Consider the following 19,620-nt stretch of genomic DNA (forward strand, 5'->3'; position numbering starts at 1 on the left):
ACTGCTGATAATAAAAAGCAGATAAGAGAGTTATATTGAATAATGAAAAAGAATATTTTATTTCTTCTAATCATGTGTCTCGTTGCTTCCTGTGCTACTAAGATCAAAAAGCCGGAACAGCGTTCAAAATTCATGAAAGGATTCAACACCTACTATAATACCCTTTTTAATGCTAAAGACGCGTTAAACAGTGAGTTCACGAGTAGAGATAAGGGACATAAAGACAATTTTTATGCACCTTACATTCCTATTCTTACTTTTGAAGACCAGCCTCTGGGAAGTGATCTGGGGCAATCTGCTGCTTTCGCCGAAAATTCTATGAAAATGGCTGAAGTAAACGCTCCATCTTCAGGAAGGGGAATGCCCGGAATGCCACCAGGTAAGCCTGCTAATGGAAATTCTCCCGAAAATCCAGATGACCTACAGAACAAGGGGGCAACTACTTTAGAAATTGCTGAAGCAAAAGCTCAAAAAGCAATCACCAAATATTCCGTTATCAGAAGCGGCGAAGAAAAAAATAAGAAAATTTTCGATGCTTACATGATCCTTGTACAGTCGAGAATCTACCAAAATAAAGCGGTACAGGCTCTTGATGCACTGAATTATGTTTTCACTCACATGAAGGATGATAAAAGACTTCCTTTGGCAAGAATTTACCAGGGCGTTGCTTATGCGAAGATTGAAGATTATCATAAAGCCCATGAAACTTTTGCCAAGCTGAAAGGGGAGGATATTAATAAAAGCTATGCAAAACTATTGAGCATTTATTATGCTGAATCTCTTCTGGATGCAGGAAAAAAAGAGGAAGCAGCTACTGAACTTGACCGGGCTTTTGAACTGAATTCTGACCGTAAACTAAAGAGCAGAATTGCTTATCTAAGAGGTCAGGTTTCTGAAAACCTGGGCCAAAATGACAAAGCCCGTGAAAGCTTTACACAGGCTTATAAATATGCCAACGATTTTGAATTTGAAGTAAAATCCCAAATTGCTATTGCCAAGACTTTCAATGGGAAAGGAGATTATAACGGGGCGAAAAATTATCTTGAAGGGATCAGTAAAAAAGGAACTTACGGCTCCAGAAAGAATGAATTTTATTATGCTTTAGGTTTAATGGCCAATAAGGCAGGCAAGCAGGATGAAGCTCAGCAGTTTTTCAGGAAATCATTATTTGAGAAAGTTTCTGATCCCCAGGTGAGAGGCCTTACTTATTACGAAATAGGGAAGAGCTATCTTGAAAAAAACGACTACATCGGCGCCGGAACTTATTATGATTCTGCGCTTGCGGTGATGACCTATGAACCTTCAAAAATTCTTTTAAAGGATCAATCCGGATATATCAAGAAGATCTCCAAAAACTATTATCTGATCAAGAAGAATGACAGTATTCTTTCTTTAGCGAAGATGAGTGAACCTCAGAAAACTGACTTTTTCACAAAATATATCGCTAAACTGAAAGCGAAGGAAGAAAGAGAAGAGCAGGAGAGAAGACGGGCAGAAAGAAGCAAAGGTTTTGATGGTGGAGATTACAGTGCCAATTCTATATTTGCCAATAATGCCAATTCTTTTGAAGATTTCGGGGTTACCACGAAAGGCTTTTATTTCAGTAATACGGGAACGATTAGTAAAGGAACTTCTTCGTTTAAACAGATTTGGGGAGACAGGGCACTGTCTGACAACTGGCGTTATTCTAAAAAAATGGCCACTATTGAAGACATGAAAAATGAAGCTCTGGGAGTAACTTCTGCTCCTAACCCGAGACGTTTTGAAGCAACCTACTATATTGAGCAAATCCCTACTGATCAGGAAAAATTGGGGCAATTAAAGAAAGACAGGGATACCGCTTCTCTTGGCTTGGGCGTGATGTACCAGAACTATTTTACGAATACTCCTTTAGCCACAAAAACTTTATATGATCTTGTTGATGTAAAACCTGAGGAAAAAGTAATGCTTCAGGCTCTCTATGAAATATTTGCCATGAATTATCAGAAGAATCCGCAGGCGTCAGAAAGAGCGAAACAGATTCTTTTGGCGGATTATCCTTATACTTCTTATGCAGAATTTGCAAGAAATCCTAAAAATAACTCATTTGTAAAGTCTTCTGCAGATGTTGAAAATGAGTATAAAAAAGCATACGCTCTATATGAATCTGAGAAATTTGCTGATAGCCGGGATATTATAGACCAGACTATACAAAAGTATCCCAAAGATGCCCTAATCCCAAAATTTCAGCTATTAAATGCTTTTAATACAGGTAAAATGAGCGGAAAAGAAGTCATGATCCTACAGCTTGAACAAATAGCTTTAAATTATTCCAAAACACCGGAAGGTATAAAGGCTAAGGAAATGCTGAATTATCTGAAAAGTGAACTTTCTTTTCAGGCTACAGACAATAAGGGAAATACTCTTCCACAACAGCCGGGAGCCCCCGTACAGCCTGTACAGAATAAAAATAACGGTATTCCACAGAATCCACCCGGAAATGATCTGAACAGCCAGCTTCAGCAGTCTGTACAAAATATAGAGGTTGATCCTAAAAAATCAAACCAAAAATCAAAAAGGCCCAAGAATAGTATTCCTGATGGCCCTCCTGAGATGTCAAAATAAAAAAGAAAAGCGAAGATTAATCTTCGCTTTTCTTTTTCTTTACCCCATGGAAATCTTTGAGATAGAACGGTTCAAAATAGGCTATATCTTCAAAGTCTTTTTGATTTATCTTTTCGATGGTCTTTTTGATCAGGTATTGTGCGGAAGGATATAAATCATCTCTGAAATCTGCCTGAGGAAGATCCAGGATTTCTTTCGCTTTCTTTGCGCCGTCACCTACAAAAACCACTTTTTTATCTTTAAATTCTTCGAACGAAGTTTCATCTAAAATCTTCGCTTCGGTCCGGGACAATTCTTTTCCAGTATTGCCATCATAAACGCCCGTATAGACCTCCATCCTCCTTGCATCGATCAATGGCACTATATAATCATAGTTTTCACTTAAAAAAGGCTCTATCATGCTTTCTAACGAATTTACAGCTATCAGCGGAACTTTCAGTCCATAACAGAAACCTTTTGCTGAAGCTGCTCCAATTCTCAATCCGGTATAAGAACCCGGTCCTTTACCCAGCGAAACAGCCTCAATATCTTTCATGGTGAGCCCCGCACCCTCCAGTGCCCATTCTACATAAGTATGAAGGCTCTCAGACTGCTTATAGTTTTCCGAAACTTCTTCGCAGAGACATAAGAGATTTTCATCATCTGAAATAGCTACAGAACAGTTTTTGGAAGAGGTTTCCAGATATAGGATTTTCATTTCTTTAATTTTAAGCTAAAAGGTAAAATGGCAAAAGACAAAATTACCCTGAATATTCTGCAAATTTATGCCTTTATTTTGAGACTATTTTCTGTAAATGGTTCTCGGTTCACTCTGTGCACTTGGATAAATAGTCATATATGAAACCATAACATGTTTTGGAGCATTTACGCAGTAAGCAATGGCATCAGCAATATCTTCAGCTTTTAATGCTTCATATCCCGCATATACGGTAGACGCCCTTTCACTATCTCCTTTAAACCTTACCAGAGAAAAATCTGTTTCCACAGCTCCCGGCTGAATGTTGGTCACTTTGATCCCGAATTCTGTAAGCTCCAAACGCATTCCATCAGAAATTACATCAACTGCTTTTTTAGTTGCGCAGTATACCGTACCATTAGCATAGGTCTGTCTTGCTGCTACTGAACTAATGTTTACAATATGCCCTGTATTCCGCTCTTTCATGGAAGGAATAATCATTTTGGAAACATATAGAAGTCCTTTTACATTCCCATCGATCATGGAATCCCAATCCGCTGTATTTCCGGAAGAAAGAGGCTCTAAACCGTGAGCATTTCCAGCATTATTGATCAAAACATCAATAGCTTTCCATTCTTCAGGAAGCGAATTGATTGCTTTTTCAACTTCTTCCAGATTCCTTACATCAAATAATAAACTAAATATTTCGGTGTACTGGGAAAGTTCAGCTTTTACTGATTCTAAAACTTCATTTCTCCTGCCACAGATAATCATTCTGTTTCCCTGTTTTGCCAGTAGCTCGGCAGTTGATTTTCCTATTCCGGAGGTAGCTCCGGTGATGAGTATTGTTTTCATAATTTCTTTTTTAATGTAGCAATGTATCAGTTTATCAATGTAACAATGGCAGATCGTGGATTTGACTATTGTTACACTGGTACATTATCAGATTGTTAAATTATTATAATCAGTTGGCATCAAATGCTTCAAAAGCATCAGTTATATGTTCAATGGTCAGTTTCTTTTTTTTATCAGGAAGCACGGAAATAATATCAAATCTCACTTCATTACTCCTGTTAAATTCTTCAAGATAATGGTTAGCCGCTGTTACAATAGACTTAATTTTAGACTTTGTGACTGCTTCCTGAGGCAGCATAAAAGCATCAGTAGAACGGGCCTTTACTTCTACAATAATAATCAGGTCCTCTTTTTCAGCAATGATATCAATTTCAGCTTTTTGAAACCGAAAATTCCTGGTAATCACTTTGTAGCCGTTCTTCTGCAGATATTCAGCTGCAAGATCTTCTGCTATTTTACCGAAATCGTTGTGAGTTGCCATCTTTCAAGTTTGAGAGTAGAAGCGTTTATGGAAATTGTTCTTTTTTAAAACTCAATCTTAACTTTATCCTTAACCTGTAATTTCACATTTCCACCAATAATCAGAGGTCTGTTATCTTTAATATGTCCGTTTGGAAATCCGAAAACAACAGGAAATTTATATTTTGAAATTCTCTCTGAGATCAGTTTATAGGCAAATTCATCGAAGCTTTCTTCATAGCTTTTATTTTCTTTTTCATCACCCATATTGGTCATTCCACCAATAATTAATCCTTTTATTTTAGTGAAAACTCCGGCTAATTCCAGGCTCATGATCATTCGATCCAAGGCATAGAAATTCTCTCCTATATCTTCAATGAATAAAATTTTGTCCTTAAAGTCAAAAGAATATTTCGTTCCTAAAAGAGCATAGATTAAGGCTAAATTACCTCCAACCAGCTCTCCTTCAATATTCCCTGCTTTATTAAATTGATTTGATTTTAAAGCGTATTTAGGACTTTTTCCTTTTAAAATATCAAAGATCAGATCATAAGCTTTATCTGTCACTCCAAAGCTGGATGTTTTGATGGTCTGTCCGTGAATAGATGCGAAACCTTTTTTCAATAAATAGCTTTGTATAACAGTATTATCAGAATATCCTATGTACCATTTTGGATTTTCTGTAAAACTTTTCAGATTCAAATGCTGAATGAGATGCTGGCATCCGTAGCCTCCTCTGGAAGCCCAGATTGCAGAAATATCCTGATCGTTTAAAGCCCAGTTGATATCTTTTATTCTTTCCTGCTCTGTTCCTCCATAATTATACCCATTTGAAAACTTTGCATACAGATGCTCACCTAAAACAGGCTCAAAACCTCTGCTTTTAATCATTTCTATTCCTTTTTCAAGTTGGGTAGCATCTACAGCTCCGGCAGGGGAAATAACCGCTATTTTGGCTCCTTTTTTAAGGGCTTTTGGAAAGATTATCTTTTTCATTGTGTTTTTTGATACTTGATTTCTTTTTTTTCAGCTTCTTCTAAACGTCTGTCGAACTGATTGAATTTCTTAAAGCTCTGCAGAAATATAAAGAAACTGAAAACAATAAGAATCCCACCTACAATCCTTCTGATTTTGTTGGCGAGTTTCTGGGTAAGTTTATCGTGAAATTGTTTTGCTAAAAATATTTTGGCCAGGTCAATACACAGATAAGTGCCAATGACTATGCTTACATAAAGAATAAAACTGCTGGTATCAGGATATTGGTTTCTTACGGAAATCACCGTAACAAGCCAGAAAAGGATAACACCAACGTTCAAGAGATTGAAGAAAAAACCATTGAAAAACGTTTTAAAATAGTTCTGGCCAATGATTCTTTCTTCACCGGACATATGCATTTTGGTCTTGGTGACTATCATGACGATTCCGTACACAAATATAAGTATAGATGTGATCCTGTAAAATCCGGGATGTTTATCTATTAAAGTAACAATATCTGCACTTGCATAATAAGCAGCAACAATGCATAATATATCTGCCGTAATAACTCCGAGGTCCAGTGCCAGAGCGTGTCTTGGTCCTCTGGAAAAACTGGTTTCAATTAACAGGAAAAAAATAGGTCCTATAAAAACCAGGCTTAGCATAAATCCTAAGACAACGGCAGAAAGTACAAGTTCAAACATTCAATAGTATTTTAAATGAAAAAAATTTCATCCCTTTTATACAAAGTTATACTTTATGATTTAATTAATCAACAATCTTAAAGTCCAACTGTTTCTGAATAAGGTTTGCTTTTACTACTTTGATCTGAACTTCATTTCCTAACTGATACTTTTTACCGGTTTTATGGCCGTATACCGCATGGGTTTTGGCATCATAAGAATAGGAATCATCTACAAGGTCTCTTAATTTGATTAAACCTTCGGCGCCATTTTCAGGAATTTCTACCCAGAATCCGAATTCTGCAACGCCTGAGATTACTCCTGTAAAGGTTTCTCCAAGGTGTTTTTCCATAAACTTCACCTGCATAAACTTGATAGAATCTCTTTCTGCATCAGCAGCCAATCTTTCCATAGCACTGCAATGCTTTGCTTTGTCTTCAAGCTCCTGTTTGCTCGGAGATTTACCTCCATCAAGATAATGTTGTAAAAGACGGTGGGCAAGTAGGTCGGGATAACGACGGATAGGAGAGGTAAAGTGGCTGTAATATTCGAAACCTAAACCATAGTGACCGATAGGTTCTGTAGAATATACAGCTTTGCTCATACTCCTCATAGCCAGTGTTTCAATCATATTTTCTTCTCCTTTTCCTTTGACATCAGCAAGAAGTTTATTTAGAGATTCGGCAACCTTCTTAGTATTGTCAAGGTTCATTTTATAGCCGAAAGTGGAAACAAAATCCCTTAATGCTTCCAGCTTTGTAGGATTCGGATCATCGTGGACTCTGTAAATAAAGGTATTGTTTGAAACATTTCCTTTACTGTTCAATGAAACAAATTCGGATACTTTTTTATTGGCTAAAAGCATGAATTCTTCAATCAGGTGATTGGAATCCTTGCTAACTTTAAAGTACACTCCAATCGGCGAATTATTTTCATCCAGATTAAATCTTACTTCACTTCTGTCGAATGTAATGGCACCATTTCTTACACGCTCATCACGCATAATTTTGGCCAATTTATCTAAGGTATTGACTTCTTCTGCAAGATCTCCCTGACCCGTCTCTATACGTTCCTGAGCTTCTTCGTAAGTAAATCTTCTATCTGAGTGAATGACCGTTCTTCCGAACCACTGTTTCTGAATTTCTGCTTTATCATTCAGCTGAAAAACTGCGGAGAAAGTATATTTATCTTCATTGGGACGAAGTGAGCAAACATCATTACTCAAAACTTCGGGAAGCATAGGAACCACACGGTCTACAAGGTATACGGAAGTGGCTCTTTTGTAAGCTTCATCATCCAGTATAGTTCCCGGAACTACGTAATGAGATACATCTGCAATATGCACCCCGATTTCCCAGTTTCCGTTTTCTAATTTTCTTATGGAAAGTGCATCATCAAAATCTTTTGCATCTTTAGGGTCGATGGTGAATGTACAGATATCACGCATATCCCAACGTTTTGCAGCTTCTTCATCTGTAATTCTTCTGTCGATCTTATCAGCATCACGCTCTACTTCCTCTGGAAATTCATACGGAAGACCATATTCTGCAAGAATAGAGTGAATCTCTGTTTCATGTTCACCCGGAGCACCCAATACCTGGATAATTTCTCCCTGAGGATTTTTGTCTCCCGGTCTCCATTCTGTCATTTTTACAACTACTTTGTCCCCATTTTCAGCGCCTCCGAAATTGGCTCTTGAAATAAAAATATCAGTATTGATTGTTTTTTTATCACACACTACAAATCCAAAATCTTTGTGAGCCACAAGCTGAAATGTACCCACAAATTCAGTTCTTGCTCTTTCAAGAACCTCCAGCACGGAACCTTCAAGTTTCTTTCCTTTGAAGTGATATGTTATAATAAGAACTTTATCTCCTTGAAGGGCATCTTTCACATTTTTGGAATGAATAAAGATATCATCATCCACACCCTCTACATCAACATAAGCATTTCCAGACTGGTTGAAATCGATGATTCCGGTCAAAGTTCCTGCAATCTTAAGATTAACGATGTATTTTCCTTTTTCCACCTCTTTTATTTTCTCAGAACCCTGAAGTTTATGAAGGGCCTGGATGGCCAGTTCTCTCTGGCGGGGATTTTTATAATCTATTCCGTCTGCAATCTGTTTATAATTATAGATCTTGGACGAATTCGTATTCATGAAACGCAGGATCAGTCTTCCGATCTCTATGAGTTTCTGTTCGTTTTTATGGCTTATATATTTACCTTTTCTTGGCATTTTTTAATGTTATTTAATTGTTATTATTGTAATAATCTGTTTTTGAAATCTCCGTATTAGGAGACATTTGAATAAAATCACTTTCAGGAATTATTACTTCTTTATTGGTTATTGTTTTATATTTCTTTTATAATCCAAAGCATCAATTTTCCTTCCAAATACTTTTTAATGGAAACTTTAGCTTGTATAAAATTACTATAAATCTGGAGAAGAGGGGAGAAACCTTTGAATAAATATCTCTTAAAATATTTCAGGTTGTGTATGGAAATAATAGACTGGTAAGTTCTATTGATTACTGCAAAGATATAAAATAAAAAATAAATAAGGCCTGTAATTTGATTTACAAGCCTTTATATTTTAACAAACAGCAATTTTATCTACTCTGTTCTGGTGTCTTCCACCTTCGAAATCTGTAGATAGAAATTTATCGGCAATTTCCATAGCCACTTCCTTAGAAATAAATCTCGCAGGCATGGAAATCATATTAGCATCATTATGCTGTCTGGCAAGTACAGCAATCTCGGGCATCCAGCAAAGAGCACATCTTATCTTCTGATGTTTGTTTGCTGTGATCTGTACACCGTTTCCACTTCCGCAGATCAAAATTCCCAATTCATTCTCACCATTTTCCACAGAGGTTGCGGCAGGATGTACAAAGTCCGGATAATCCACACTGTCTGTGGAGAACGTTCCAAAATCCTGAACTTCAAATCGTTCTGAAAGAAAGTTCTTAACAATCTCTTTGTATTCATAGCCTGCATGGTCTGCAGCAATAGCTATTTTTCTTTTCATAATACCTGTATTAAGTCTTTTTAGATTTTATTTCATGACAAAGGTAAGAATAATAACAAAGTCTGTTAGTTAATCGGGAGTAATTTGTGAAAAGGTCTGTTAATAAGTGTGGAAAACTTTTGTCAACTTTCTGTTTTTAAAGAAGAATTTATTTCGTAATGGGAAATGTATTCGGAAATTTTAGTCACAACTTTCAAATTGTTTTCTTCAGTTAATCCGAACTTTTTCCATAATTAAATTACTAATAATTGTTTTGTGGGGAAGTTATTCACATCTGTTAATAAGTCTGTGAAAAAGCAGATTTACAATATATTACAATGTGAATTAAATATGAATTGAATAAAAATTATTTGTTACCAATTATTTTGATAAAACTTATCCCCGAAACTAACAACACTCAACAACAACTACATTATTCTTTTCTTTAAAGAGAAAAAAATTGTTGATTAGTGGGTGATTGGGTTGGGGGAAAGTTTTCAAAAAGTTTTGTTTTTTCGGATCTGTTGAAAAAGTTTAAAAGCTTACATTTGTGAAACGAAAATTCAACGATATTTATGAAAACAATCAATGATTTCAATTTTAAAGACAAGAAGGCTCTGGTAAGAGTGGACTTTAATGTTCCGCAGGATGATCAGTTAAAAGTGACAGACAATACAAGAATTGCAGCTGTGAAACCTACAGTTGAAAAAATTCTCAATGATGGAGGTTCTGTGATCTTAATGACCCATCTGGGAAGACCGAAAGGCGAAGTGAAAGACGAATTTTCTCTTAAATATATCGTAGATGAAGTTTCTGCCGTTCTTGGAAAAGAAGTGAAGTTTGTGGATGAATGTATCGGAGAAAAGGCTGAAAAGGCTGCTTCTGAGCTTCAGCCGGGAGAGATCTTATTGTTAGAGAATCTGCGTTTTCACAATGAAGAGGAGAAAGGTGATGCAGGATTTGCTGAAAAGCTTTCAAAACTTGGAGATGCTTTTGTAAATGACGCATTCGGTACCGCCCACAGAGCACACGCTTCTACAGCTGTTATCGCTCAATATTTTGAATCAACTAAATTTTTCGGTTTATTGATGAATAAAGAGCTTCAGGCTATTGATAAAGTTTTAAGAAAAGGAGAAAGACCTGTAACTGCCATATTAGGAGGCTCTAAGGTTTCAACTAAAATTACCATTATAGAAAATATACTTCCTGCAATAGATAATCTGATCATTGGAGGAGGCATGGCATTTACTTTTATTAAAGCTTTAGGCGGAAAAATCGGAAACTCATTGGTAGAAGAGGATAAACTTCCTTTGGCTCTTGAAATTTTAGGAAAGGCTAAAGAAAATAAAGTTAAAGTGTATCTTCCTTCTGATGTTATTATTGCGGAAGCTTTCAATAATGATGCAGAAAGAAAAGATGCGGATATTTATGCAATTCCTGAAGGATGGATGGGGCTTGATGCCGGTCACAAATCGAGAGACCAGTTCAATGATGTTCTTTTAAATTCCAGAACTATTCTTTGGAATGGACCGATCGGAGTTTTTGAAATGTCAAACTTTGCAGGAGGGACTATTGCTCTTGGTGACAGTATTGCTGAAGCTACAAAATTAGGTGCGTTCTCTTTAGTAGGTGGTGGTGACAGTGTTGCTTTTGTAAAGCAGTTCGGTTATGACGACAAAGTAAGTTATGTTTCTACGGGTGGAGGAGCGATGTTGGAAAGTCTGGAAGGTTTGGAACTCCCGGGAGTTGCTGCTATCAATAAATAGAATTTTATTTTTTATATATAGGAGACCGTCATGAATGACGGTTTTTTTTTGTGGAAGAATGAATTTATTGAATTTTAAATTTTTCCCTTCAAATTTTGAAAGTAGAGTGAGTTATTGTTGATTTTCCAAAATCAGTGCTAAATTTCCTATTTTGTTAAAAAGATGTGGATATCTGCGGTTTTACTGAAAATTTAATTTTTCGGATAAAATATGGGTCTAAAGGAAAATTTTGCGAAGAATTATTTTTTTCATGTGATTAGCTTTTTATGTTCAATTTACTTTTTTTGAAAAGATAAGACTATAGTTTCTATTTTATTTTACAACCCAATTTTTTATGTCGTGGATTTTCATTTGAAAATTGAAATTGTCAATTTTATTTTTCAGCAATATTGAACTGACTATAAATTAGTGCGCTCTCCAATTTTTTTCTATTATTTTTGAAAGGAATGGAGTAGGGGAGTTTTCATTTTTCCTTTTTCGAGTTTCCGATCTTATATAAATCCAAAAAAGAAACCCGGAAAATTCTACAGGTTTTTGTTTTTTAAGTCGAAATAGGTGAAAATTGACCTTCAGAAATGGCTCAAAAATCGATTTTCTATCTTTTTTCGATAATGTATATCAAACTTGAAAATTCGCTTGAAAAAAGTGCCTTTACGTTAGAAATCGTTCCGTAGATGACCGCTTTTAGCCAAAAAAGCGATGATTTTTTGTATTTTTCGCTCAACATAGAGATGTAAAAGGAGTCAAGGACCAGCGGTTTGATTTTTCTCATTTTCCAATCCGGTTTTTTGGCAATTAGATTTTCCATACCATTTTTAGAGAAATGATAAATATGTCTCGGTACATCATAAGCGGCCCAATATTCTTTGTAATGTTTTGCATCATAGGAAGTAGGATTGGGAACAGCAATAATGAGGAGTCCCTTATCTTTTAATTTCCCGTGAAATATTTCAAGCATTTCATCCTGGTTTTCTATATGTTCAAATACATGCCATAAGGTAATTGCATCTAAACTTTTATCAGGAATTATTTGAAGTGTATCAATAATTGATGCTTTGGAAATTTTATTAATTGCAGCTTTTCTTGCATCCGCATCAGGTTCAAAACCAAAAGTTTCAAAATCATTTTCTATATACTTGACAAATTCTCCCGCACCGCAACCGTAATCCAAAACTTTAGACCCTTTTTTTATTCTATCTGCAAGAATATTTTTCTTGTATTTAAGATTAAAAGACTGTAAGAATTTGTATAACTTTTCTTTTAAACTCCCGGAGTCCTGGTGATGGGAAATATAATCTTCGCTTTCGTAATATTTAGAAATATTGGACGGAGTAGGGGTGGTTTTGAAAACCCCTTTTGTTTCTGTTTCTTTTATTTCAAATATTTCCTGTGAAAGAAAATGATCCTTTATTCTCATTGATCTTAATATCTTGATATTTTAAAATTAAGGTATTTATGACTTATATTTAAAAGGACATAAACACCTTAATTTTTGCTTTTAATTTATAAATGTTTCACGTGAAACATTTTCGATTTAACGTCCTAAATACACCAGTAAAACGTTTATATCGGCTGGTGAAACACCACTGATCCTGCCTGCCTGTGCAATAGTTTTAGGTCTTACATTGGACATTTTCTGTTTTGCTTCCAAAGAAAGGCTGGAAATACTTTTATAGTCGAAATCTTCAGGAATTTTTATGTTTTCTAAACGGTTTAGCTTGGCAACATTTTCTTTTTCCTTTTCAATATATCCTTTATATTTAATATTGATTTCTGCCTGTTCTCTTACTTCATCATCAAACTGGGAAGAAAATTCTTTAATACTATCAATTGCATCAAGCTTTTCTAGTGTAATATTTGGTCTTGTAAGAAACTGTGATGCTCTGTAAGCTTGGTCTACAGGATTACTTTCAATGCTTTCGAGAATAGGATTGATGATTCCAGGCTTTAAAGAAGTTTCTCTTAAAAAGTCTTCAAGTTTCTGACTTTCAGATACTTTGATTTCAACTTTTCTTAATCTGTCTTCTTTTGCAAGTCCTAACTGATAAGCTTTTTCAGTCAATTCTGATATCTGCGTTATCCTGTCTTAATAAAAGCCGGTATTCTGCACGTGATGTGAACATTCTGTAAGGTTCTTCTGTTCCTTTAGTAATCAAATCATCAATAAGTACACCAATATAAGCTTCATCTCTGTTCAGGATGAAATCTTCTTTTTCATGTACTTTATTATGAGCATTAATACCCGCTATTAAACCTTGGCCGGCTGCTTCTTCATATCCTGTAGTACCGTTAATTTGTCCTGCAAAATATAAATTGTCAATCAATTTTGTTTCTAAAGTATGTTTTAATTGGGTGGGAGGGAAGTAGTCATACTCGATAGCATAACCAGGACGGAAAACTTTTACATTTTCAAAACCTGGAATATGCTTCATTGCTTTAATCTGTACATCCTCAGGAAGAGAAGAGCTGAATCCGTTGACATAGATTTCTACAGTTTTCCATCCTTCCGGTTCTACGAAAAGTTGATGTCTTGTTCTTTCTGCAAAACGGTTGATTTTATCTTCGATACTCGGACAATATCTTGGTCCTAAGCTCTGAATAGTGCCATTAAACATTGGGCTTCTATCAAATCCCTCACGTAAAATATCATGTACCGTTTCATTCGTATAAACGATATGGCAGCTTAACTGTTTTGTTAATTTTGGAGTATCTGTGTAGCTGAACTTCTGAGGATTTTCATCTCCTTTCTGTTCCTCCATTTTAGAATAATCCAGACTTCTTCCATCTACACGGGGAGGAGTTCCTGTTTTCATTCTTCCGGCTTCAAAACCTAAGCTTACCAATTGCTCTGTAATTCCAAATGCTCTCGGTTCACCCATTCTTCCTCCGCCTAATTGTTTATCGCCAACATGAATTAATCCGTTAAGAAATGTTCCGTTAGTAAGAACAACTGATTTGCTTTTTATCTCTATTCCTAAAGAAGTAACAACTCCGGTTACCTTATTATTTTCTACAATAAGCTGTTTCACCATATCCTGAAAAAAATCAAGATTGGGTGTATTTTCTAATGCAAGTCTCCACTCTTCTGCAAAAAGCATTCTGTCATTTTGAGTTCTTGGAGACCACATCGCAGGGCCCTTGGAAAGATTCAGCATTTTGAACTGGATGGCAGATTTGTCTGCTATAATTCCGGAGTATCCTCCCATAGCATCAATTTCTCTTACGATCTGTCCTTTTGCGATTCCTCCCATTGCGGGGTTGCAACTCATCTGTCCGATGGTCTGCATATTCATTGTAACAAGTAGGGTTTTTGAACCAAGATTGGCGGCTGCAGCTGCAGCTTCACAACCTGCATGTCCGGCACCTACTACTATTACATCATACGTTTCTGAAATCATTTTATATTGCTATTTAAAGCTTTAATTTAATCTTTTTCTATCGATGTTTCACGTGAAACATTTTTGGAAAATGCGCTCTAGATGATTGTTAATTGTATCTATCTTATAGTACTTTACGGATTGTTCCTTAAGTAATTCTTTAATTATTCAAGATCTAAATCCCTGAATTTAACCAGATAAAGATCTTCCATTCTGCGCATCTCTTTTTCTTCTTCTTCAGTCTTATCCTTATAACCTGCGAGGTGAAGAATACCATGGGCAAGAACCCTTTTTAATTCTTCTTCGTAATCTCTGGATAGAGTAGAAGCATTGTCTGAAATTCGCTGCAAAGATACGAAAATCTCGCCGCTTATTGTTTTGCCTTTTACATAATCAAAAGTGATGATATCAGTATAATAATCGTGTTGCAGATAATCCTGATTGATCTTGAGCAAATACTCATCATCACAGAAAATATAGTTGATTTCGCCTATTTTTTTTCCTTCTGAAAGAATAATATCTTCCAACCATTGTTGATAATCTGTATTGACAGATTCCTGTAAGTTTTCGTAAAAGAATTGTATCATTGTATTAAAACCAGTGTCCTAAAATAACACTGAATATGCCTTTTTGATTGTTTTTAAGTGAATGGCTAAAATTGATTTTAATCTGCCCGAAAGGAGATTTATAGCCGGCAGTAAGTCCTACAGAACTGTAATTTACTTTAACTGCATCTTCAAAATTGATATCATCCGAAAGATTAGCAAAACTGAAATTCCCGCTGATAAAATAATTTTTATTAAATTTAAACTGAAGGTCATTTGAGATAAGAACAACATTATTAGTGTTCAACTGAGCAAAATAAAAGCCACCAAAGCTTTTAAAATTAATCAGATTCTGCTCAAATATCCCACCCAGTCTGTACTGGTAAAACTCCGGAAGATTGTCTCCAATTGTGATTCCTCCATAGAGATTAAGACGGTAAGTAAACTGTTTGGATAGGGGAACGTTAATCCTTACATCAGCTTTTACCTGAATGATTCTTTTTTCTACTTCAGATTTCAAGAGATCAATTACCTTACCTTCTGCAGCAATATATACTCCTCTGGAAGGAAAGTCTTTGTCATTCTGAGTATCACTTTTTAAGAATACATATGGGTTTAAAAAACGCATATATCTCTCATGTTCGCCGTTTATTTCGGCTCCGAAATAATCGTGACTTATCCCACCGCCAACAGCAAATTTATCCCTCCATACCGATTGAATGTATGCTTCATTCCTGAACCATTCCCATTTATCAATTACATTATTGTCTACATTTTTGATCCCGAAGCTCATTCCTGAGGAGTAAATACCAAAACCTGGAATATAGCCGTTATCGATAAAATAATTAAGGTAATACCTTGGCTGATCTCCCACGATAACATCAAGAGAAAGATTTGAATTTTTAAATAAAAGACGTTTTCCCGAATAATTAAGTAAAAGCCCTGTTTTGAAAACTTCGTCGTAATGCAGTCCAACTTTTACAAAGTGACGGGCTTCATCTTCTGTAACATAGAGTTTAAGATAATTGGCATCATTCTCCGGGATAATATCATAATTGATAAAACGATAATTATTGGTAGCAACAAGCTTATCGATCTTCTTATTAATGCTGCCGTAAGTCTGCATAGAAGGCAGTCTGAGCGCCATTTTCCCCAGAACGTAGTTTTTACCGTATATTTTGCCGCCATCCAGCGAAATGCTGTCAATCTTATATACATTGGAATATATTGGATTTACGCGTTCTCTAAGGCGGTCAAACTGACGTTTGGGAAGCTGATCCAATATGTTGGTGTATTTCATACCTTCTACATAGCCGCTGTCAAGGATTTTTTTCTTGTCATCATAGCTGGTTGCTGACATTCCCTTCAGGTTTGGCTTAATATTGATATCTGTGTATTTGTACTGTTTTCTGGTATCTCTTTTAATCCCGAAATCGATAACCTGGTTAAGGATGGAAATAATGTTGCTTAAATCCTCTCTCGTCGATAAATCCTGATTAAGGTCCACACCGATAACGATATCGATTCCTTTGTCTTTTAATGGCTTTGAAGGATAATTAACCGTCATCGCTCCATCAATATAAATACTGTCACCGATTTTTACCGGATCCATAAGAGAAGGAAAGGCTGAGCTTGCCATAATGGACTGTACCAGATCTCCTTTTTCGAAAATTTGCATATTACCACTTTCCAGATTGGTAGCAACACACATAAAAGGAATGGGAAGTGTAGAAAAGTCGTCAATATTAGAAACGTTTTTAAAAAGTTCTTTGAGAAGATAGACATTACGCTGTCCTGAACTAATAGAAGAGGGAAGGGTTATTTTTCCGTTCTTTAAAGGAATTGATAAAAGATATTTATCTACAGACTTATTAAAGAAAGAAGTTTCCTGCCTGGATTTAGGATCCATGATCAGAGAATAGAAATCCGTATCCATTACGATCTTTTCTATTTCTTTTCCGGAATACCCCGAAGCATACAGACCGCCCACGATTGCCCCCATACTGGTCCCGGAGATATAATCTACTTTTACTCCAAGTGAATCCAATACTTTCAGTACTCCGACGTGAGAAAAACCTTTGGCACCGCCTCCCGCAAGGGAAAGTCCTATTCTGGGGTTTTTGGGAATGACCAGATCCTTTTTCACTTGGGAATGGATCATTAGGAGTGGGAATATGAAAAGGAGGATCAGGAGTTTTTTCATAACTAGTCTTTTATGTAAATCCGTTTCACCCGTGGTGAGATGGATGTTAATACTTCGTAAGTGATTGTTTTGCAGTAATCTGCGAATTCTTTTAAACTTGGTTTTGCATTAAATACGGTGACGGTATCACCTTCCTTTACATTGGGAATATGATCTACATTGATCATCATCATATCCATACAGAGATTCCCGACAATGGGAGCCAGAATTTTATTTACCCCTACATTTCCCACCTGGTTGCCTATCAATCTAGGAATTCCATCTGCATAGCCAACAGGAAGGGTAGCAATCTTTGCCGCATGGTTAGGTTTATATTTTCTGCTGTAGCCTACAGATTCTCCCGTATCAACTGTTGAGATCTGTGAAATTACAGTTTTAAAACTTACTACAGACTGAAGTTGTTTTTGTATTTCACTACATGGTGATTCCCCAATCATTCCTATCCCTATTCTTACCATATCATACTGATGATCAGTATAGGTTGTTATTCCAGAAGAATTCAGAATATGGCGTAAAGGTGTATAGCCTAGTTTTTCAATGAGATAGCTGGAGTTTTTTTCAAAAACTTCAAATTGCTTGAGTGTAAAATCTTTTTCTTCAGGCATGTCAGAAGAAGATAAATGACTGAACATGCTTTGAATCTTTACATTTTTATGGCTTAAAGTTTGGCTTAGCTGATCCAGTTCAAAATCTTTAAAGCCAAGGCGGTGCATTCCTGTCTCAAGCTTTATATGAATAGGATATTTTTTATCGTACCCGGATTTCTGTACGGCTTCATAAAATAGATCCAATACTCTGAAGCTGTAAATTTCAGGTTCCAGATTATATTCTATGATTGCTTCGTAGCTGTGCTGTTCAGGATTCATGACGATGATAGGAGTAGTAATCCCTTTTTTGCGTAGCTCTATTCCTTCATCAGCGTAAGCAACGCCCAGGTAATCGATATGATGATGCTGAAGGAATTCGGAAATCTCATAACTGCCCAGTCCGTAAGCATTAGCTTTTACCATAGCCATCATTTTCGTTCCCGGTTTAAGGAGCGATTTGTGATAGTTGATATTATGGAGTATTGCATTCAGGTTGATCTCCAGAACTGTATCATGTTTTCTCAGTTCTAGAATATCTTTAAGCTTCTCGATTTCAAATTTTCTTGCCCCTTTGAGCAGAATGATCTGATTTTCAATTTCAGTAAGACGTTTACTGTCAATTAGCTCCTTGGTATCTACAAAAGTAGAAGTTTTAGATTTAAAAAAATCGCTGAACTTAGATATTTCTTCACCAACTAAGAATACAGAATCAAATTTCTGTTCATTCACAAGTTCAGAAACTTCCTCATACAATTCTTTAGAATTAGAATTTACTCCTACGATATCTGTTAAGACAAGAGACTTTTTAGATTTATTATATTCATTCAGAAACTGAAGAGCCGTTTTCAAAGAATCAAGATCCAGATTAAAAGAATCATTAATGATGATATTATTTTTAATTCCTTCAATTGCTTCCAGTCGCATTTCCACTGCTTTTAAAGCATTGACTTTTTCGACGATCTTTTGATTATCTATATTCAATTCTTTTAAAACCGTAATCAAAGCCAAAGCATTCGTTAAAGTAGCTTCGTCTCTCTGGTGAACAGGAAAGGATATTTCTTCGTCAAAGTAAACAACCGTAATATTTCCATCTCTGGAAATACCTTCTTTAATGAAAACCTGGTTATCCGTCTGAATCCCGTAAGAAATTAATTTTCTACCTGAATATAATTCCTTTATTTTATTGCTGACTAATTCATTATCACCATTATAAATAATAACTTCAGAGTCTTTAAAAAGTTTTATTTTTTCATCAATAAGCTCTTCTTCAGATTTAAAATTAGCAGCGTGGGCATTTCCAATATGGGTAAGCAGACCGATCTGGGGATGGAATATATTCTCCAGCTTCTCCATTTCGTGAGGCTTTGAAATTCCTACTTCAAAAATTCCCAACTCATAAGAGTTGTTGATTTGTAGCAAGGAGAGTGGAAGGCCGATCTGAGAATTGAAACTTTTTGGACTTTTTACCGTCGGGAGTTCATTCCACAAACATTGGTATAACCATTCTTTTAAGATAGTTTTTCCGTTGCTTCCGGTAATTCCAATAGATTTAAGATGAGAATTTCCAAAATGATATTTCGCTAATTTCTGGAGAAAATCTACAGAATTTTCTACAATAATCCATGTTACATTTTCAAACTGCGGATACTGATGCTCAGAAATGATCACACTGATACCGCGATCAATGGCAGATTCAATGAATTTTTCACCGGAATTCTTATGCGTATTGATCGCTATAAATGCCGTATTTTTCGTTGAATAAATAATCCTGCTGTCAAACGCTATATTTTTGATCAATATACCTTCTTCACCAATAATCTGTGCATTGGTGATCTCTGCAATTTGTTTTACTGTATAGTTCATTGGTACCCTTTCTACTT

Annotated in this window: 13 protein-coding genes and 1 pseudogene; 2 read left to right on the plus strand and 12 right to left on the minus strand. The window is 35.8% G+C overall.

The window, feature by feature from the left end; all coding sequences use genetic code 11:
• The first annotated feature begins 42 nt into the window (after positions 1-42).
• Positions 43-2,604, plus strand: coding sequence for a tetratricopeptide repeat protein (locus QF044_RS18110; protein WP_307270289.1), 2,562 nt, complete (start codon positions 43-45; stop codon positions 2,602-2,604).
• Between the two features lie 16 nt (positions 2,605-2,620).
• On the opposite strand, the gene tsaB is transcribed toward QF044_RS18110, so the two are convergent.
• The 7 genes from tsaB to rpiB form a co-directional block, all read right to left on the minus strand.
• Positions 2,621-3,301, minus strand: coding sequence for a tRNA (adenosine(37)-N6)-threonylcarbamoyltransferase complex dimerization subunit type 1 TsaB (gene tsaB, locus QF044_RS18115; protein ID WP_307270291.1), 681 nt, complete (start codon positions 3,299-3,301; stop codon positions 2,621-2,623).
• An 84-nt stretch (positions 3,302-3,385) separates the two neighbouring features.
• Positions 3,386-4,135 (minus strand): SDR family NAD(P)-dependent oxidoreductase, encoded by a 750-nt coding sequence (locus QF044_RS18120; protein WP_307270293.1) that lies wholly within the window; start codon positions 4,133-4,135, stop codon positions 3,386-3,388.
• Positions 4,136-4,244: 109 nt separating this feature from the next.
• Positions 4,245-4,616: a YraN family protein gene (locus QF044_RS18125; RefSeq protein ID WP_307270295.1), complete on the minus strand. Its 372-nt coding sequence runs from the start codon at positions 4,614-4,616 to the stop codon at positions 4,245-4,247.
• 44 nt (positions 4,617-4,660) lie between these two features.
• Positions 4,661-5,590 (minus strand): LD-carboxypeptidase, encoded by a 930-nt coding sequence (locus tag QF044_RS18130; RefSeq protein WP_307270297.1) that lies wholly within the window; start codon positions 5,588-5,590, stop codon positions 4,661-4,663.
• A complete protein-coding gene (locus QF044_RS18135; RefSeq protein ID WP_307270299.1) occupies positions 5,587-6,273 on the minus strand; it encodes a LysE family translocator in 687 nt (228 codons plus the stop codon). Before QF044_RS18135 ends, QF044_RS18130 begins: the two co-directional genes overlap by 4 nt.
• Positions 6,274-6,337: 64 nt before the next feature.
• Positions 6,338-8,491: a ribonuclease R gene (rnr, locus tag QF044_RS18140; RefSeq protein ID WP_307270301.1), complete on the minus strand. Its 2,154-nt coding sequence runs from the start codon at positions 8,489-8,491 to the stop codon at positions 6,338-6,340.
• A gap of 357 nt (positions 8,492-8,848) precedes the next feature.
• Positions 8,849-9,283, minus strand: a complete 435-nt coding sequence (gene rpiB, locus QF044_RS18145) for a ribose 5-phosphate isomerase B (RefSeq protein ID WP_307270303.1) — start codon at positions 9,281-9,283, stop codon at positions 8,849-8,851.
• Positions 9,284-9,837: 554 nt separating this feature from the next.
• On the opposite strand from rpiB, the gene pgk reads away from it, so the two are divergent.
• Positions 9,838-11,028 carry a phosphoglycerate kinase gene (gene pgk / locus QF044_RS18150; RefSeq protein ID WP_307270306.1) on the plus strand — a complete coding sequence of 397 codons (1,191 nt, stop codon included), beginning with the start codon at positions 9,838-9,840 and terminating at the stop codon, positions 11,026-11,028.
• 595 nt (positions 11,029-11,623) lie between these two features.
• Here the strand turns inward: pgk and QF044_RS18155 are convergent.
• From QF044_RS18155 to QF044_RS18175, 5 genes and pseudogenes are all read right to left on the minus strand, one after another.
• Positions 11,624-12,445, minus strand: coding sequence for a class I SAM-dependent methyltransferase (locus QF044_RS18155; protein ID WP_307270310.1), 822 nt, complete (start codon positions 12,443-12,445; stop codon positions 11,624-11,626).
• Positions 12,446-12,562: 117 nt separating this feature from the next.
• Positions 12,563-14,426 (minus strand): annotated as a pseudogene (mnmG, locus tag QF044_RS18160) (tRNA uridine-5-carboxymethylaminomethyl(34) synthesis enzyme MnmG).
• A 143-nt stretch (positions 14,427-14,569) separates the two neighbouring features.
• A complete protein-coding gene (gene ybeY, locus QF044_RS18165) occupies positions 14,570-14,992 on the minus strand; it encodes an rRNA maturation RNase YbeY (protein ID WP_307270312.1) in 423 nt (140 codons plus the stop codon).
• Positions 14,993-14,996: 4 nt separating this feature from the next.
• Positions 14,997-17,153, minus strand: coding sequence for a patatin-like phospholipase family protein (locus QF044_RS18170; protein ID WP_307270315.1), 2,157 nt, complete (start codon positions 17,151-17,153; stop codon positions 14,997-14,999).
• A 2-nt stretch (positions 17,154-17,155) separates the two neighbouring features.
• Positions 17,156-19,603, minus strand: a complete 2,448-nt coding sequence (locus QF044_RS18175; RefSeq protein WP_307270317.1) for a bifunctional UDP-N-acetylmuramoyl-tripeptide:D-alanyl-D-alanine ligase/alanine racemase — start codon at positions 19,601-19,603, stop codon at positions 17,156-17,158.
• Positions 19,604-19,620 lie beyond the last annotated feature (17 nt).

This window comes from Chryseobacterium sp. W4I1 (assembly GCF_030816115.1).
Classification (GTDB): Bacteria; Bacteroidota; Bacteroidia; order Flavobacteriales; family Weeksellaceae; genus Chryseobacterium.

What these genes read in the sequence shown, in the direction of transcription:
- QF044_RS18110 (WP_307270289.1), top strand. Translation starts at nt 43, where the DNA reads ATGAAAAAGAATATTTTATTTCTTCTAATCATGTGTCTCGTTGCTTCC.
- tsaB (WP_307270291.1), bottom strand. Translation starts at nt 3,301, where the DNA reads ATGAAAATCCTATATCTGGAAACCTCTTCCAAAAACTGTTCTGTAGCT.
- QF044_RS18120 (WP_307270293.1), bottom strand. Translation starts at nt 4,135, where the DNA reads ATGAAAACAATACTCATCACCGGAGCTACCTCCGGAATAGGAAAATCA.
- QF044_RS18125 (WP_307270295.1), bottom strand. Translation starts at nt 4,616, where the DNA reads ATGGCAACTCACAACGATTTCGGTAAAATAGCAGAAGATCTTGCAGCT.
- QF044_RS18130 (WP_307270297.1), bottom strand. Translation starts at nt 5,590, where the DNA reads ATGAAAAAGATAATCTTTCCAAAAGCCCTTAAAAAAGGAGCCAAAATA.
- QF044_RS18135 (WP_307270299.1), bottom strand. Translation starts at nt 6,273, where the DNA reads ATGTTTGAACTTGTACTTTCTGCCGTTGTCTTAGGATTTATGCTAAGC.
- rnr (WP_307270301.1), bottom strand. Translation starts at nt 8,491, where the DNA reads ATGCCAAGAAAAGGTAAATATATAAGCCATAAAAACGAACAGAAACTC.
- rpiB (WP_307270303.1), bottom strand. Translation starts at nt 9,283, where the DNA reads ATGAAAAGAAAAATAGCTATTGCTGCAGACCATGCAGGCTATGAATAC.
- pgk (WP_307270306.1), top strand. Translation starts at nt 9,838, where the DNA reads ATGAAAACAATCAATGATTTCAATTTTAAAGACAAGAAGGCTCTGGTA.
- QF044_RS18155 (WP_307270310.1), bottom strand. Translation starts at nt 12,445, where the DNA reads ATGAGAATAAAGGATCATTTTCTTTCACAGGAAATATTTGAAATAAAA.
- ybeY (WP_307270312.1), bottom strand. Translation starts at nt 14,992, where the DNA reads ATGATACAATTCTTTTACGAAAACTTACAGGAATCTGTCAATACAGAT.
- QF044_RS18170 (WP_307270315.1), bottom strand. Translation starts at nt 17,153, where the DNA reads ATGAAAAAACTCCTGATCCTCCTTTTCATATTCCCACTCCTAATGATC.
- QF044_RS18175 (WP_307270317.1), bottom strand. Translation starts at nt 19,603, where the DNA reads ATGAACTATACAGTAAAACAAATTGCAGAGATCACCAATGCACAGATT.